Annotated in this window: 11 protein-coding genes and 1 pseudogene; 4 read left to right on the plus strand and 8 right to left on the minus strand. The window is 63.5% G+C overall.

Annotation, left to right across the window (positions count from 1 at the left end):
• Positions 1-21 precede the first annotated feature (21 nt).
• Complete coding sequence (locus tag PGN16_RS16185; protein ID WP_335310408.1) at positions 22-2,880, plus strand: TonB-dependent receptor domain-containing protein; 2,859 nt, start codon at positions 22-24, stop codon at positions 2,878-2,880.
• A gap of 106 nt (positions 2,881-2,986) precedes the next feature.
• Positions 2,987-3,709, plus strand: a complete 723-nt coding sequence (locus tag PGN16_RS16190; protein ID WP_335310409.1) for an IS6 family transposase — start codon at positions 2,987-2,989, stop codon at positions 3,707-3,709.
• Positions 3,710-3,892: 183 nt separating this feature from the next.
• Here PGN16_RS16190 and PGN16_RS20280 read toward each other — a convergent pair.
• The 3 genes and pseudogenes from PGN16_RS20280 to PGN16_RS16205 all read right to left on the minus strand — a co-directional run.
• Positions 3,893-4,003: pseudogene (locus PGN16_RS20280) on the minus strand (PEPxxWA-CTERM sorting domain-containing protein); the annotation flags it as partial.
• A 482-nt stretch (positions 4,004-4,485) separates the two neighbouring features.
• Positions 4,486-6,306, minus strand: a complete 1,821-nt coding sequence (locus tag PGN16_RS16200; protein WP_335310411.1) for a DUF6055 domain-containing protein — start codon at positions 6,304-6,306, stop codon at positions 4,486-4,488.
• A 103-nt stretch (positions 6,307-6,409) separates the two neighbouring features.
• Entirely contained in the window at positions 6,410-9,277 is a 2,868-nt protein-coding gene (locus PGN16_RS16205) for a TonB-dependent receptor (RefSeq protein WP_335310412.1), read from the minus strand.
• 403 nt (positions 9,278-9,680) lie between these two features.
• Between PGN16_RS16205 and PGN16_RS16210 the strand changes: the two genes are divergently transcribed.
• Positions 9,681-10,397 carry an IS6 family transposase gene (locus PGN16_RS16210; RefSeq protein WP_335310413.1) on the plus strand — a complete coding sequence of 239 codons (717 nt, stop codon included), beginning with the start codon at positions 9,681-9,683 and terminating at the stop codon, positions 10,395-10,397.
• Here PGN16_RS16210 and PGN16_RS20285 read toward each other — a convergent pair.
• From PGN16_RS20285 to PGN16_RS16225, 4 genes are all read right to left on the minus strand, one after another.
• On the minus strand, positions 10,327-10,764 hold the full coding sequence (locus PGN16_RS20285) for an HNH endonuclease (RefSeq protein WP_443019668.1): 438 nt from the start codon (positions 10,762-10,764) through the stop codon (positions 10,327-10,329). The genes PGN16_RS16210 and PGN16_RS20285 overlap by 71 nt on opposite strands.
• 722 nt (positions 10,765-11,486) lie before the next feature.
• On the minus strand, positions 11,487-13,979 hold the full coding sequence (locus PGN16_RS16215) for an ABC transporter permease (protein WP_335310414.1): 2,493 nt from the start codon (positions 13,977-13,979) through the stop codon (positions 11,487-11,489).
• Between the two features lie 10 nt (positions 13,980-13,989).
• Positions 13,990-14,670, minus strand: a complete 681-nt coding sequence (locus tag PGN16_RS16220; RefSeq protein WP_335310415.1) for an ABC transporter ATP-binding protein — start codon at positions 14,668-14,670, stop codon at positions 13,990-13,992.
• 14 nt (positions 14,671-14,684) lie between these two features.
• Complete coding sequence (locus PGN16_RS16225; protein WP_335310416.1) at positions 14,685-15,722, minus strand: efflux RND transporter periplasmic adaptor subunit; 1,038 nt, start codon at positions 15,720-15,722, stop codon at positions 14,685-14,687.
• 1 nt (position 15,723) lies between these two features.
• Between PGN16_RS16225 and PGN16_RS16230 the strand changes: the two genes are divergently transcribed.
• Positions 15,724-15,996 carry a hypothetical protein gene (locus tag PGN16_RS16230; protein ID WP_335310417.1) on the plus strand — a complete coding sequence of 91 codons (273 nt, stop codon included), beginning with the start codon at positions 15,724-15,726 and terminating at the stop codon, positions 15,994-15,996.
• Positions 15,997-16,115: 119 nt separating this feature from the next.
• On the opposite strand, the gene PGN16_RS16235 is transcribed toward PGN16_RS16230, so the two are convergent.
• A complete protein-coding gene (locus tag PGN16_RS16235; RefSeq protein ID WP_335310418.1) occupies positions 16,116-16,256 on the minus strand; it encodes a hypothetical protein in 141 nt (46 codons plus the stop codon).
• Positions 16,257-16,362 lie beyond the last annotated feature (106 nt).

Here is a 16,362-nt window from a genome sequence, read left to right on the forward strand (position 1 = left end):
ACGACGAAGGGGACAGTCGACATGATCAGGAAAAGTCACAACGTGCGGCGGCACGCCATTATCGGCGTCGCGTGGTGCGCCATGCTGGCCGCGCTTCCGGCTGGTGCACAGACCGCCGCGGATCCGGCCAATGATCCGGGCGAGGGCGAGACGGTCGTCGTCACCGGTTCGCGCATCCGCCAGAACCCGCTCGCGCAAGCTGCGCCGATCACGTCGATCGAAGGCGCCGATATCGCGCGGACCGGGCTGTCGTCTATTGCCGATGTGTTGCAACGCCTGCCCGGCGCGGCGGGTGGCCTCAATTCGCGCTTCAATCGCTCGGGCAACAACGGAAACCCGCCCGATGGCGGTGGCGTGGGGGCTGGATCGTCGGAGATCGACCTGCGCTATCTCGGCAGCCGCCGGACGCTGGTGCTGGTCGATGGTTTGCGCTTCATCAATGGCAGCGCGGCCAGCGGCGTGCCCGGTGCGGTCGATCTCAATGCGATTCCCGACAGCATGATCGAGCGCGTCGAGGTGCTGCGCGACGGTGCATCGACCATCTACGGGTCCGATGCGATCGCCGGCGTCGTCAATATCATCACCAAGAAACGTCAGAACGGCTTCGTCGCCTCGGCTCAGGGCGGCGCCTATCCGCAGGGTGACGGCGTCACGCAGAATTATCAGCTCAGCTGGGGCCATCGCGACGAGGAAGCGGGCATCTCGTTCGTGGCCGGCGCGAATTACATCAAGCAGGGTTCGGTGTTCGCGGGCGACCGCAGTCACTACGCCTTTCCAGATCCCGGCGCGACCGCCTGCACGACCAGTTGCAGCTCAGGCACCCCCAATGGCCGCTTCCTTATCAACAATCCGGTCACCGGCGCGGGGATGAACCTCACGCTGAAGTCGAACCCGCTGACCCGCCCACGCTTCGATCCCGCCGATCCGACGGGCGCGAGTAGCGATTTCAAGGCGTTCACGGTCGCCGATCGTTTCAACTTCCGCCCCTATAATTATCTGCTCACCCCGCAGGAACGGTTCGGCGCCTTCGTTAACTTCCAAGGCGATCTCGGAGAGAACGTCCGGCTGACGACGCGGATGATCTACAATCGTCGCACGTCGGACAATCAGGCGGCCCCGCTGCCGCTGTTCGTCGGCCCCGACGCGGGCAACGGCAATCTGCTCGACACGATTTCGATCGATGCCACCAACCCGTACAATCCTTTTGGCGTGACACTGGCGACGGGTAATGCCGGATTGCCGCGCAATTACGACTTTATCGGACGGCGCTTTGTCGAGAATGGCCCGCGGCATTACAGCCAGAAGGTCGAGACAATGTACGTCGGATCGACCCTCGACGGGAAGGTCCAGGTCGGCAACGGGACATGGTATTGGGACGCCAACGTCATCTATGCGGCAAACACGGCCAAGCAGGTGGTGCAGGGCAACGTCAACGCCGCCAATCTTGCGCGCGCGCTCGGTCCGGTCGCCGACTGCACCGGGGCATGCGTGCCGTTCAACATCTTCGGCGGCGAAGGCTCGATCACGCAGGCGATGATCGATTACGTCACCTTCCGGCAGCGCGACCGCAGCGAGCAGTCGATGGTGGACGCCACCTTCAACGTCACCGGTACGCTCTTTGAATTGCCGGCGGGGCCGCTTGGGCTGGCGGCCGGTTACGAATATCGTCGCCAGTCCGGCTCGTTCACCCCCGATCCGATCGTTGCCGCAGGGCTCGGCTCTGACATTCCCGCGCAGGCGACGCAGGGCAGCTTGGACGTCAACGAAGTTTACGGCGAGCTGAGCATCCCCGTGCTCAAGGATGTGCCGTTCTTCCAGTTACTCGAAGGATCGTTCGCGGCGCGCTATTCGGATTATTCGACCAGCGGCAGCCGCACGACGATGAAGGCGGGCGTAAGCTGGAAGCCAATCGACGACCTGCGCCTGCGCGGCACATGGGCCCAAGGTTTCCGTGCCCCTTCCATTGGCGAGCTGTTCGGCACCCCGTCGCGCTTCGACGGCGGCGTGATCGATCCGTGTTCCGCAGACGCGAGCGGCACGTCGGCGACGGTGCGGCAGAATTGTACCGCACAGGGCGTTCCTGCCGGCTATGTGCAGACCAATCAGCAGTTGCCGATCCTCACCGGCGGTAATCGCGCGCTGAAGGCGGAAACCTCGGAAAGCTGGATCGTCGGCGGCGTTTACAGCCCGTCGTGGGCCAGCGGCGTCGGTCGCCTGTCGCTCGAAGTCGATTATTACACGATCAAGGTCGACAATGCGATCTCGTCGATCGGCGCCGACGTTCTGCTCGCGAATTGCACGCAGACCAATGACCCGATCGCATGCGGTGCGATCACGCGTTCCACGTCGGGCGCGATCACGCAGATCCGCGGGCTGCTCCAGAACATCGCCTCGCTCAAGAGCGAAGGTCTGGACGCGATCCTGACGTGGCGCTCTCCCTCGGTCGGGGCGGGGACGTTTGGCTTGCTATGGTCGAACAACTTCCTGTTCGAGTATTCGACCACGCTGCCGACCGCGACGGGTAGCCAGACCGTACGCCGTCAGGGGACGGAGCGCGGCGATCAGGCGTATCCGCGCTTCAAGAGCAATGCGACGATTGACTGGTCCAGTCCGTCGTTCATGGCGTCGATCACCGGCCGCTATATCGGGCGGGTGATCGAGCCGGCGTATGACGACAACGTCATGCGTCCGACGCTCTATCTCGACGCGCAAATCGGCTGGACGCCGGGTATGTGGGACGATCGCATGACGCTGACGCTGGGCGTCAACAATATCCTCGGCAAGCGCGCGCCTGACTGCCTTAGCTGTGGCGGGTTCGATCCGACCACTTACGATCTGCCCGATCAGTTCGGCTATGCGCGGATCGCGGTGAAGTTCTGACAATTACGAGCGGGTGATCGCAAGATCACCCGCTCACTGCCCATCTCTGAGGAGGGCTCCGTCAAATCAACGTGGCAGCGCCACGGGTGCCTGATACGATCCTCATATGCCCCGCAAGTCCAGAGCCAAGCCCCATTCCCCTTTCCTCCGCTTCAACTCGTCGCCTGAGGTGATCCGGCTGGTGGTGCTGATGTACGTCCGCTTCCCACTGTCGCTGCGGAACGTAGAGGACCTGCTGTTCGAGCGCGGGATCGACATCTGCCATGAGACGGTCAGGCTGTGGTGGAACAGGTTCGGCCCGTTGTTCGCCGGTGACATTCGCCGCCAGCGCGTGAGCCGGATGCGCGGCTTTCGTCACTGGCGCTGGCACCTGGACGAAATGTACGTGAAGTTGAACGGCGAGATGGTCTATCTGTGGCGGGCGGTAGATCACGAGGGTGAGGTGCTGGAAAGCTACGTCACCAGAACCCGCGACAAGGCAGCGGCGCTCGCGTTCATGAAGAAGGCGTTGAAGCGCCACGGCTCACCGGAAGCGATCACCACCGATGGTCTGCACAGCTACCGCGCCGCCATGAACGAACTCGGCAATGCCGAGAAGCAGGAAGTTGGCCGCTGGGCGAACAACCGTGTGGAAAATAGCCACCTGCCATTCCGACGACGAGAGCGGGCGATGCAGCGGTTCCGGCAAATGAAGACGCTGCAGAAGTTCGCATCCGTCCACGCCAACGTCCACAACCACTTCAGCCTGGAACGCCACCTCACCGATCGACAAACCTACCGGGAACGACGATCCGCCGCCTTGGCCGAATGGCAGGCACTCGTCAGCTGAACGTCGCCGTCAAAGACCGAGGTGCATCGTGTAGGGAGCGGTTCGCATTAGACTGACAGCACCGGTCCACGCGCTCACCGACGTCATCGGCCGTCCCTATGCGCTGATGCTGACGCCTGGCAACGTCAGTGATGTGAACGACTCCGACCGCTGCGCCGCTTGGCGTGAGCGATCACGTGCCCGCAACGAACGCTTCCGGTTCCGCGTAGCAACGCCGACCAATGCGAGGCCCACAATCATCATGGCCCAAGTGCCCGGTTCGGGGACCGCCGCGATTGAGACGCCAGATAGCGCGATGTTCGTCCCTGCGCCAAGCATCAGCAATCCACCAGACGTCGAAAACGGCTGTGTCTGCGCGTCAGTATAGAAACGATTGCCAATGCTGTAGTCGAAGCGCACGAGACCCTTGGTCGCATCAGGATCAACGATGCCGGCAAGGTGTGACAGCGGCGCGATGAAGAACATCGCCGCTTCGGTCACCTGATGATACTTGCCGTCCAGCGTCACAGACAGCGAGGTCAGGCGGTACTGATACTCGTCGAACACCTCGTCCGGCGTGCTGCTTTCCGAAGTGCCGGTAAATGTAAGAGTGCGACCGTTGAATGACCGGCCATCAAAGCTGCCGTCGAAATCGCCGACTATGCTCAGATTGATGACGGCCGCCGCAGCAGGTGTGCCGAACGTGAGAAGCGCGATCAGCGTTGCGACCAGCATTGTGATGCGGGGCATACGAGTTGTCCTGTCGATGAAGGGATGAGTGTGGGCGCAGAGGTGCTTCAAGCGCACGGGCGACCGCTGTCCTTGTTACCGGCAAGCGTGAAGTTGGTGGTCCATGCACCGGGCTGGCTCGACGGATCGCAGGCTTCGGCAGATCCGGTGCGTGGTGTCGCGCCCTCAATCTTGACCCGATATGGATAGCGCGTTCCGCGTACTGGCTGATTGTTTTCCTGCCAGCCAAGCGTTTCATAGGTATAAGGTGTCGCCGTCACGGCGAGGTACAGCTTCGATCCGGCGGGCGGCAACATGGTGACAGTTGCGCTGGTTTTGCCGACGACGGCGGTTAGTGGCGCGTAGCTCGGCGTGCCATTCGCGTCGACGCCGACGAGCGTGAAGCGCCATGCGGCCTGATTGGTGATGGTGCCGCCGGTAAGGATCACCTTCACCTGCTGCCCGGACGGGGTCAGCGGAACGATGTGCGTGCCCCATTGCAGCAGCGGCCTCTGGGCAGGTGGCGCGAAGATCGTCGGATCGGTGCTTGTCGCGACGGGGGCAAGCGGCGTGTAGAAGTGGGGGAGCCATGTAGTGGTACGGGTCGCGCGCAACTGGTCGAGCATGGCGCGCTGGTTGAAGAAGTCCATTGCAACGAGGCGCGCACCGTACCAGCCCGCATCGTCGGCAAACGAGGCAAAACCGTTCGGATAGATGCCGACAGCCTTCGCGAGCCGGACGAACGCCGGTAGGTAATCTTCTTGTGTCGCGCCGTCGGCATTCCGTAGGTTGCGCTGCCAGGTACCGAGCACAAGCGAGCGCGTGGCGTCCTTCTCGTATAGGTAGGTCATGATCGGCGTGGCCCCGTAGCGCGCGGGTGAGAAAAGAAAACCGTTCTCCAACTGGTTCAGGTAATCCGCCGAAGACGCATTGAACGCCGGGTTTACCGCGAATGCGTTCCACTCGGCGCCGGTTTCCCAGATCATCCCGGCGTCGCCCTTGTCACGGAAGCCGCCCGTGTAGAATTGGATCATGTGACCGAATTCGTGCGTCAGGACGTTCGATCCCTTGGCCACGGCCCACGCCGATACGCCCATGGTCTCAGCAGCGCTCGCCCCGCACCCTTCAAGATCGTCGTACCCTTCGATGGGCCGTCCCGTACCGCACAGGAAGACGTCGAGCTTGTGACGCGTCGAGGCCGCCGCATACGGCATCGGCGCTTCCACTATGTCGCGATTGATGAGCCATTGTTTCTCAAGCCACTCACCTGTTTCGCGTACCACTTGGTCGATCGAGCGGCCCTGCTGTGCGATGGTCCGGTAGAATTCCCCTTCCGTTTTCTTGCCGTACCAGATCGCGAAATGTTGCGTGGTGCGGACTGCCAGGGTGCCGGCGCTGATCAGCTCTGGTGAGGTCTCGCCATCGCGGTACTTAATGTCGTAATTCGCGGCGTCCGGTGCAGACGGCCGACGCGCCTGTTCGGCGTTGATGATCGCGCGATCGGCATCGATGAACGACTCGGCGCGGAACTGACGGCGGCATCCATCTGCCAACTCCAGGATCACCGTCTGTCGCGCCTCGCCGTAATCCTCGCTATATGCCTGTACTAGCCGTGCCGAGAACGGCGCTCCGGTGACCGTGCCGGGCGTCTCGAGTGGCCGTTCCGCCTCCTGCGTCGCGCGGGGCGTCCAGGTGCGCAGGTCGGCACGCCCCCACGGATTGCGTGCGGAGCGGCTTTGGCAACTAAGCGTAGCCGATTGCGTAGGCGCCCGTGTGTAGGATTGAAGGTCGGCCGTTGCGCTCGGCGCTTGTGTATCGTTGCCGCCCTCGCCGCAACCGGCCAGCGAGGCGAACAACACCGTTACGCTCACGAGTGTGCGTACCTTCATGTTTCAATCTCCCTATAAGATCGTGGTGGCTGCTCTTGGACAGCTCTCGTTGGCTAGTTATGGAATGGCAAATGGGTCGGCACCGTGCAGCCGCTACGATCGGTTAATATCTGACGCGGATGCTGACCTGGACGGTGCGGGCCATCTGGCGGAGCCCGACCGGCAAATCCGGATACAACGCGTAGCGGAAGCGATCATTGTTCCGCAGCAGATTGGTGCCCTCAATGCTTAGCGTTACGAACGGAAATGGTGTATAGTTGAAGGCAGCATCTAGGCGCTGCGTCGGCAGCCCTTCCTGTACCCAGCCGGGATTGACCACGTCGACGTTGGTGCGCACCTCGGAACGCCAGTTGTAAGCGACGCGCGCGCTGATCTTTTTGCTGTCATAGAACAGGATCGCGTTAGTAGTGTAGCGCGGTGTAAACGACGCGGGCGTGCTCGTGAACTCGGTCCGTTCCTCGTTGGGCACCTCCAAGGTCGCAGTGGGGATGAAGGTGCCGTTCAGGCTGACGCCAAAGTTCTTCAGCAGCCCCGGCAGAAAGAAGAACGGCGTGGTGACCGCGCCTTCGAGTCCGAATACCTCGCCCGGACCGGCGTTCCGCTCCTTGAACACGCGCCGGACCTGTCCGCCGAGCTGCGCGACGGGCTCGAGTGCTGCGGTGTAGTAAATGAAGCCGCTCTGCTTCTTGTAGAATGCCCCCAGTGAGACGGCGGTGCCCGCACGCGGATACCACTCCAAAACCGCATTGTAGTTGTTGTCGCGGAACGGCTTCAGGTCCGGATTGCCGGCGAAGATGTTGTCGTTGGGATTGCTCTGGTTGACGACGATAAAGCTGCGCAGCGCGTAGAAGTTGGGGCGTTGAATGTTCAGGTTGTAGGTTGTTCGTAGCTGAAGCTTCTGGGTGAAGTGCCATGTTAACCCGGCCGAGGGCATGATGTCGATGAAATTGCCTGGCGTCGATTCCTCCTCCAGCACCTCGCGGCAGCAGGAACCCGGAATTTGATTGCCGGCATCGTCGAGCAGTGGGAGGAGGTTGTAGCGCGTGCCGCCGGACAGGCCCCACGTATTGACGTAGCGAGCACCGGCGAAGCCATCGACCGGGAAGCCGACGTTGAACGCGAAGTTGCCCATCGCATAGAAGGCAAAGGTGTTTTCCTTGAAAACGCCGATCTGCCCGCGATCCGAGAACGGCCGGTCCGGGGTGTAGAAGTCCGCGAGGCTGGCGCTGGCGCCCGGACCGCCCTTGTTCGGGTTGAGCGCAATCACCTGCGGGCGGACCTGGTTCCAACGATCGTAGAGCAGATCGGAGTTGATCGTCGCCCACGAAAGATTGTCGACCCCGCGTATTGCAGGGGTGGCGATCCGGCTATCGACGCCCTGTAAGGCACTGAGCGCCGGGCGGTTGCCGTCGCTCCAGATCGCATCGCGATAGCCGTAGCCACTGGCGTCGTCGCGCTTCTGGAAACGCGAGCCGATCTTCAAGGTACGGAAGAACCCGTCCTTGTCGACGTCGATCTCGGCATCAAGGCTGCTGATGTATAGGTCACTCCGGAACTTGTTGTACCGATCGGTGAACCGATCCACGACGAGCTGCGACGGATCGGTCTCATCGACGCCGACGAAGTCGAAGCGCGGTCCCCCGCCCGGGATCGACGGCGAGGCGAAGTCGACGGTAGCCTGCTTGGCGTTGAGGAACCGCAGATAGCTGTCGACCGCGAATTCGTCGCGGCGGTTGCGCTGATATTGTGCGGTGAAGTCGAGCCGGACACCCTCAGGTGCCCAATGTGCCTCGAAGTTTCCGATATAGGTATCGTCCGTGCCGCGGTTCTGATTGGCTAACACGCCGCCGGGGAGCCCCGATTGGGGGCCGAGCGTCTCCGGCAGCGAGCCCGGCACGTCCGGGTTAGCGGGGCGGGGCACGCGGGTGAGCGTGTAGGAGCGGATCGCGCCCGACGGCAATACCTGTACGTTCGATGGGATCGGGTCCCCCTCACGCGTCTGCAGGTCGAGGCCATCGTAGCGCGACTGGAAGCGTGCGCCGAAATACTGCCCCTCCAGCACCAGCGACAGTTCGCTGGTCGGCTTCCATTGCAGTGCGGCGGACAACGCGCGCTGGGTCCGCTTGCCCGTATCGACGCCATACTGGATGCGGTAGGGCGCGATCGCGGTGTCACGGATCGCAGCCGGCAGTGCCGCCTGCGCCGCACCGAAGAACGTCGACGGCGACTCGTTGATGATCGACGATTCGTTCCAGAACGTCTTCGTGTACGACGCGTTGACCAGGAACCCGATGTCGCCGATGCCGCTTTCAAAATTGCCGCCGATCAGCAGGCTGCCGTAAGGCGAGATCTTGTCGGTTCGATCATCGTACAGGCCACGGAGGCTGCCCGCCGCAGTGATGCCGCGCTTGAGGTCGAGGGGGCGCCGCAACTCGACGTTGACCGTCCCGCCGACGCCGCCTTCGGCCTGTGACGGGTCACGGCTTTTGTAGACGTCGATCGACTTGATCAGCTCGGCGGGAATGTCGGACAGCGACAGCGCGCGCCCGTCGCCGACCGCCACGTCGTTGCCGTTGACCGTCGTCTGGACGCCTTCGAGCCCACGGATCGTCACGCTGCCGCCCTGGCCCTGGCTGCGGGTGATGTTCACGCCGGGGACGCGCGCCACTGCCTCGGGCACGTTGTTGTCCGGAAGTTTGCCCGCGTCCTCCGCGACGACCGAATCTACTACGTTTCGTGAGTTGCGCTTGCGATCGACGGCATCTTCGATGCTTTTGCGCACGCCGACAACTACGACGTCGCTGTTGGCGACGGGTTGCTTGATCTCGGCTTCGGCGCCGTCGTCCTTCGTCGCCGGCGGCTGTACGGCGAGCTCCTGTCCTGCAGTTGTCTGCGCGGTGGCGCCAGTATCGGTGGCAATTATGAGCGCTGCCGACGCTACTCCCCGAAGCAGCACAGATCTGATTCGCATCTTCTTCCCCCTCTTATTTCGTATACAGTATGAGTAAAGAAAAGCAGGTCAAGAAATAAGTTGTGCGAACTACAAGTGTGAGCGCTCACATCTAGCAAAATTCTGCGTTGTAATAGTCGTACTAATGCATGGGACGACATCGTGACGCGAACGAGATCGAGGAAAAGCCGGTATGAGGAGCTTGGCCATGTACCGTCCTTCAGCGATGGGTTGTTGCTGATGAGCGTTCCGCAGTCTGACCAACCAAAGAGAGGTAGGCTTTGGTACGGGTCCGCTATTCTGGCCATCGCGCTCTCGTCCATCGCCCTCGTCGGGGCCTCGGTGCCGGAACATGGCCATGCCGGGCACCGTCAAACCAAATGTACCGGCTGGTAATCGGGTTAGGGTGGGGTAGGGCGGGGTCATGCCCCGCCCGCGCAAGCCTCCCTCGCCGTTTCGCTACTTCAACTCGTCGCCAGAGGTGATCCGGCTGGTAGTGCTGATGTACGTGCGCTTTCCGCTGAGCCTGCGGAACGTCGAGGACCTGCTGTTCGAGCGCGGCATCGACATCTGCCACGAGACGGTCAGGCTGTGGTGGAACAGGTTCGGTCCGCTGTTCGCCGGTGACATCCGGCGCCAGCGGGTGAGCCGGATGCGTGGGTTTCGTCACTGGCGCTGGCACATGGACGAGATGTACGTGAAGCTGAATGGCGAGATGGTCTACCTCTGGCGAGCGGTCGATCACGAGGGTGAGGTGCTGGAAAGCTACGTCACCCGCACCCGCGACAAGACAGCAGCGCTCGCGTTCATGAAGAAGGCGCTGAAGCGACACGGCTCGCCCGAGGCGATCACGACTGATGGTCTGCGCAGCTACCGTGCCGCCATGAACGAGCTTGGCAACGCCGAAAAGCAGGAGGTAGGCCGCTGGGCGAACAACCGAGCGGAAAACAGCCATCTGCCGTTCCGAAGGCGGGAGAGGGCGATGCAGCGCTTCCGGCAGATGAAGACGCTGCAGAAGTTCGCATCTGTCCACGCCAACGTCCACAATCACTTCAGCCTGGAACGCCACCTCATCGATCGACAAACCTACCGGGAGCGACGCTCCGCCGCACTGGCGGAGTGGCGGACGCTTGTCGGCTAAACGTCGCCGTCAAAGACCGAGATGCATCGTGTGGAGAGCGGTTCGCATTAGACTGACAGCACCCGTCCGCGCGGAGCTTTTGCAGAAAGTCGGCCGAGTAGCGATGCGGTTCGGCATCGACGAGGCGGTGATGCGACGCGCAGAGAAGAATGAGGTTCGCCGTGCCCGGCCCCGTCGGGCGAGCCGGATCGTACCGTGGCCCTCCGGCGGAAACCGCGCGGATGTGCGCGACATCGAGATAGCTGCGGTGCTCGCAGCCCGGAAAGGCGCAGTAGTTGCCTGCCTGCTCCAAAATCGCGCGGGTGGGCGCCTGCTCCCGCGTTCCGGCACGTAGGAGCGGGCCTTTACTTGAATTCTCAATCGTCATCCATATTGTATAGCCCGGCTTCAACGAAGATAAACGCCAAGGTAAGCAACCGCCCCGAATGTTAGCAAGGCGGCTCGGCTCGCCCAGGACCTGCCAGAGCACCCACGGCCGGGCTCGATCGGCCCATGAGATCAGAGGGGCACGCGCTGAACGTCGGCATTTGATAAGACCCGTCGTTCGCCACGTCTCCGTTAAACGGCAGAAATGTCCCAGATGTCGTCATTCCACGGTTGCCGCTCGAGACGCCGACCGGACCTGAACGAATGTCTGAAGTTGGGAGGCGGGAAGGGGATCCCGAACGTCTGCAACTGGGTCTTCGAACTTTGTATCAGGCAGCTCGCATACTGGATAAAAGAATGCCCGCTTTCACCCTCTGTTGGGTCACAGCGTCAACTCAGTTAGCTCAACGCCGTGCGGTCACCGCGACTAACCGGATACTCCGGTCGGGGCCGAGGACAGGCACGACCGGAACGATGTCCACGCTTACAGATCGATCCCCGCCGCTATGGCCTCCAGACGGTGAATTCGCACGCGTAGGTCTGCCACGGCGATAAGATCGGTACTCGTCTTCTGCTCACGGACTAGTTCGTTAGGCGGGCACCGGGCTTGGCAGTTGCGACCCCCGTACCACCCCGCCGCAAAAGACACAGCCAGAGCGAATGTAACGATATTGCCGCCGATGACGATGATAACGGGTGCAAGCTCCATGAGTGCGTACCTCTCTATTCGTAGCGAAGTGCAGTGATCGGCTTGGCGCGTGCGACTCGCGTCGCGTGGCCGGCGACCGTCACGATCGCGATTACAAGCGCCAGCGCGCCGGCCAGAATAAACGGCAGCGGCGTCAGCGCGATGCGGTCGTCGAACCCGTTCAGCCAGTTGCGCATCGCCCAATAGCCGAGTGGCCACGCGATGATGTTGGCGATCAGCACGGGCTTGGAGAACTGCCACACCAGCAACCGCACTATGTCACGCGTTCGGGCGCCCAGAACCTTGCGGATGCCGATCTCCTTGGTGCGGCGCTCGGCCGTGAAGGCCGCGAGCCCGAACAGGCCGAGACAACCGATCAGCACCGCCAGCAGCGCGAAGCCGGCGAACATCGTGCCGAGCGCTTGGTCGGCCTGATAGAGCTCGGCTGCCGCGTCGTCGGCGAACTGCGCCTCGAACGGTACGTTCGGCACCACCCGCTTCCACGCCAAGCCGACCCGCGTCATCACGGCCGCCGGGTCAGGATCGGCAAAGCGCACCGTCAGGAAGCTCAGATTGGCGTCGGTATGGTAAAACGCCGTGGCATCGAGCGGTTCGCGTACGCCGCGGAAGCGCGGGTCCGCCACCACGCCGACGATCGTCGCAGGCTGAGCAATATCGTTGAAGCCGCTTATGCCCAGACCCACCGTCTTGCCGATTGCGGCCGCTGGGGAAGCGACGCCCAGCTTGGGGAGCGCGGAGGCGGTAACGACAATGGTCATCCCCCGCTCGAACAGCCTCTGGCTGGCCTCGGGATCGTCGATCATCGTCGCATCGTCGAGCGCGCGGCTCCGCGATAGCGTGCGGCCGGCGAGCAGGCGCATCCCCATCGTCTCGAAAAAACCATAGCCCACGCGATAGACGCCGATGCTGTCCGCAGGCCGCCCCGGCTGCACCAGGCTGGTCGAGGATCGCATCGGTGTGTTCATCGCGATCGACGTCAGCGCGACCTGCTCGACGCCCTTCACCCGGCCGATCTCCTGCTCGAGCGCGGCGATCGATGGTGTCACCTGCGCGCGGGTCATGTTGGCGACCTGGATGATGCCCTCGCGGCGGAAACCCGGATCGGCCGACACCGTATGGCGCATCTGGGCAAAGACGATCGCGGTCGCGGCGATCAGGCCGATTGAGATCGCGAACTGGCAGACGACCAGCGCGTTGCGCAACCGGCCCGATCCGGGGGTGTCGGCGGCCGAGCGGTTGGCCTTCAGCACCTGCGCCGGCTGGAACCGCGTCAAGTAGAAAGCCGGGTAGAGCCCACCGACCAGCCCGACCAGCAAGGTCAGCCCGATCGCCGGCCACAGAATGCCGTCCGCGCCTACATAGTGCAGTGGGATACCGGCATCCAAGAACTGGCGTAGCCAGGGCAAACCCAGCTCGACCAGGCCGAGTCCGACCACGGTCGCCATCGTCGCGACGATCAGCGATTCGACCAGAAATTGCGTGACCAGCTGCCGCCGCGACGCGCCCAGCACCTTGCGTAGCGCCACTTCGCGCGCGCGCTGCGAGGCGCGGGCGGTGGCCAGATTGGTGAAATTCACGCACGCCATGAACAGGATCAGCACGGCCAGGATCGAAAAGGTCGTGATCGTCGTCCACGACATGCCGTTGCCGGCCGGACCGCAACACGCGCCGCTCAGGTGGATGTCGGGCAGCGCGATCAGTCGGAACTTGGCGTTTTCGGCCTGGCGCACAAGCTTGCCGTCGACCGTCTCCTTAGGCGCATTGCGGTCGGCCCAGGCCTGCATCTGCGCGTTGATCGGCGCGATGTCGGTGCCGGGGCGCAGGCGGACGTAATTGTAGCCGTTGGTCCAGCCCCAGTTGGCGTCTTCACCCGGCGACAGGCGATCGGCGGTGAACAGCGCGAAGATGGACGCCTGGTTGTGCGAGTTTCGCGGCGCATCGGCGACGACGGCAGTCACCCGGTAGCTGATCTGCTGGTCGCGCTTCAGCACGGTCAGCGTCCGCCCGACCGCATCGGTGGTGCCGAACAGGGTCTTCGCGCGCGTGGCATCAACGACCAGACTGTTCGCGTCGCGCAGCGCGGTCGCGGCCTCACCGCGGAGGAAGCGTTGCGGGAAGACCGTGAAATAGGCCGGACCGACCAGACTCACCTCGGTGCGTAGCGGCTGGCCGCGTTCCAGCGCGATCATCGATGTGTTCTGTAGATAGGTCGCCGCCACGACCTGCGGAAAGTCCTTCACCATCGCCGGGCCGGTCGCATAGGGCGTGCTCTGCTGCGTCGCGTCCTCGCCGTTGCGCAGGGCGACGAACGTCTCCTGAAGCTGATAGACGTCGCTGCCGCTGGGCACCGCGCGGTCGTAGGACAGCTGGTCGCGAACGAAGAGCATGATCAGCATGGCGGCGGCCAGGCCCAGCGCCAGGCCAAACACGGTAATCACCGCATAGGTGCGGTTCTTCAGCAGCGCACGTGCGCCGGTGGTCAGATAGTTGCGCCACATGGCGGACATCTCCCCTGGATCAGGCTGCGCGGCGGGTCTGGACGAGGACGCGGCCGTCGAGCATCTCGACGGTACGCCCGGCATAGGCGGCATGCGCGGGCGAGTGGGTGACCATCGCGATCGTCGCGCCTTCCTCGTTCAGCGTGCGCAGCATCCGCATGACTTCCTCGCCGTGCGCGGTATCGAGGTTGCCGGTCGGTTCGTCGGCGAGGATCAGCTTGGGCTCGCCGACGACCGCGCGGGCGACCGCGACGCGCTGCTGTTGGCCACCCGACAGCTGGCTGGGCCGGTGCCGTGCGCGATGGGCGATGCCGACCTTGTCCATCACCGCATCAACCCGCTCACGCCGCTTAGCTGCCGGGATGGAGTGGTAGAGCAGCGCAAGCTCGATATTCTCGCGCACGGTCAGCTCGTCGACCAGGTTGAAGTTCTGGAAGATGAAGCCGATCGCCGATTTGCGGATGTCGGACAGCGCCGCTTCGCCCAGCGTCGCGACTTCCTGCCCGTCGAACAGGTACGAACCTGAGGTCGGGCTGTCGAGCATCCCGATGATGTTGAGCAGCGTCGACTTGCCACAGCCCGACGGGCCCATAATCGCGACGAATTCGCCGCGCGCGATGTCGAGGTCGACGCCGTCGAGCGCGGAGGTCTCCACCGTGTCGGTGCGGTAGACGCGTGAGAGATCGGTCATGCAAAGCATCGGCGAAAACCCTTTTAGTCGGCGGAAAGATCGAGCCGCGTCTTGTCGACGAGCCCGGTATAGGGAGAAGTGATGACGCGTTCACCGCGGTCGAGCCCATCGAGAACCTCGATGAAATCGCTGTTGCGGCGGCCGAGACGTACGGAGCGCTTCTCGGCCGAGCGGCCATCGGACGCGACCACGAAGACCCAGGCGCCGCCTGTATCGTTATAGTAGGCGCCGTTGGGAATGAGGCGCGCCGGCGACGGGTCGCTGAGCGTCAGCTTCGCCTGCATCGTCTGCCCGCGCTGTAGCGCCGACGGCTCGCCGTTGGTGAAGACCAGATCGATCTCAAACGTGCCGTTCTTCACCTGCGGATAGATTTTGGCGACCTTCATCGCGAAGCTCTTGCTGTTCCACTCGATCGTGGCGGTCTGGCCGATCGCGACGCGGCCGAGATAATATTCGTCGACCGCGGCGACCAGCTTGGACCGGCCGACGCTGTCGATCTGGCCGATCCGAGCGCCGCGCGCCATCGACTGGCCGAGCTGGACCTGAAACGCGGTGAGCTGGCCGGAGACCGGCGCGCGAAGGTTCAGCGCGTCAAGACTGCCGCGCGCGATGTCGAGGCTGGCGTTGAGCGACTGGGCGGAGCTACGCAGCTGCGTGAGCTGGCTGCTCTGCAACCGCTCGTTGGTCGCCTGCGCGGTGCGCAGCACCGTTTCGCGCCGGCGCTGATAGGCATAGTCGTCGGCGGTGTCCTTGAAGGTGCGGCCCGCAACGAAGCCCTTGGCGGCGAGCGGCGCCTGCACCTCGTACAGGCGGCGCGCCTTGGTTGCGGCAAGATCGGCCTCGATCCGGTCGCGCTCGTTCTGGTTGCGGGTCTGAGCCAGCGCCAGTTCCTGGCTGCGCATCGAATTGATCTGCTGGGTCACTTCGGTCTGACGCGCGAGAACCGACAGTTGCAGATCGGCGTTCGACAGCACCGCCAGCAGCTGGCCTTTCATCACGGTCGCGCCGTCCTCGACCAGGATGCGGTCGACGCGGCCGCCCTCTACAGCGTCCAGGAACACGGTGACGAGCGGGGGTCACGCGGGCACGCAGCGGCAGGAAATCCTCGAACCGCCCGTCGGTGACGGGGGAGATGGTAAGGCGGGACGCCGCGATCCGGCGGCTGTCGGCGGCTGGGGCCGCGACGTAGATACCGGCCAGGGCCAGCGCGACGACCACCACCAGCGCAGCGATCTTTATCGAGCGCGGCAGGCCGCGACGGGCGACGACACGATCCATGCCGTGCCCGCTGACCGCGCGGGGTGCGTCGTCCATCGTCATCGCTCCGTCCATTGATCGGCCTCCCATCCAGCGGGTCGCAAGCCCCGTGCCAGTTGTGCGCAGGAGCGGGGGTGTGCGCTTGGGGCGCGCTGACTGTGCGGGTCCGCACAGTAGGCCGTGCGCCTCCGCACGCTTCAGCGCGCAGCGATCGCGGTGACGGCGGGTGCAGAAGCCTGTGCGGGGACGGGAAGGACCGTCACATAGACGAGGAGCAGCCCGCTCGAGACGATCGCTGAGGTCATATAGGCAGTGCGGGCGAGCAGGGTGGCGAGCATGATGGAAATCCTTTCGACCGGCGGGATGCCGACGTCCTTTCCTTCAGCAGCGATCGTGCCAGTTTAAAAAACATAGCGATTACATGTACCTGCCGGATTGGCGCTG

The sequence above is a fragment of the Sphingomonas phyllosphaerae genome (assembly GCF_036946485.1).
GTDB lineage: Bacteria > Pseudomonadota > Alphaproteobacteria > Sphingomonadales > Sphingomonadaceae > Sphingomonas > Sphingomonas phyllosphaerae_E.